This window comes from Gluconobacter sp. P1D12_c (assembly GCF_018812105.1).
Taxonomy (GTDB): Bacteria; Pseudomonadota; Alphaproteobacteria; order Acetobacterales; family Acetobacteraceae; genus Gluconobacter; species Gluconobacter oxydans_A.
This window is the reverse complement of record NZ_JACSIQ010000890.1, coordinates 1-355: the sequence shown is the minus strand read 5'-3', so window position 1 is coordinate 355 and position 355 is coordinate 1. Positions and strand designations below refer to the sequence as shown.

The 355-nt window shown below is 56.1% G+C and carries 1 protein-coding gene; it reads right to left on the bottom strand.

All coding sequences use genetic code 11. The features are described from left to right. A partial coding sequence (locus tag KP705_RS19660; protein WP_215765531.1) for a transposase occupies positions 1-355 on the bottom strand: 355 nt, incomplete at both ends.

Here is a 355-nt window from a genome sequence, read left to right as displayed (position 1 = left end):
GAGATGCTCGACACGCGACCGGATCACCGATTTCCCTGCGTTGGACCGCTGGATGTGCCGAGGCATAGGCTTGAGATGCGGCTTTTTCCTGTGGACCTTTGAGACAAAGCCCTGCTTTTCCATGAAGTCTTCGTTGGCTTTCGAGCGATACGCGGTATCGGCCCAGACGCTTGAGGCGGTATTGGCTTTATCCAGAAGCCCCTCTCTCAATCGCGCGCCATCACTGGCGGCGGCATCTGTTGTCTTCCATTTGCGGATGAACCGATACTTCCGGTCGATGGAGACGTGGGGTTTGTAGCCAAAGAATGGGATAGCGAGATCACTCGACGGCATGGTTCCATCGTCCTGCCGCTTT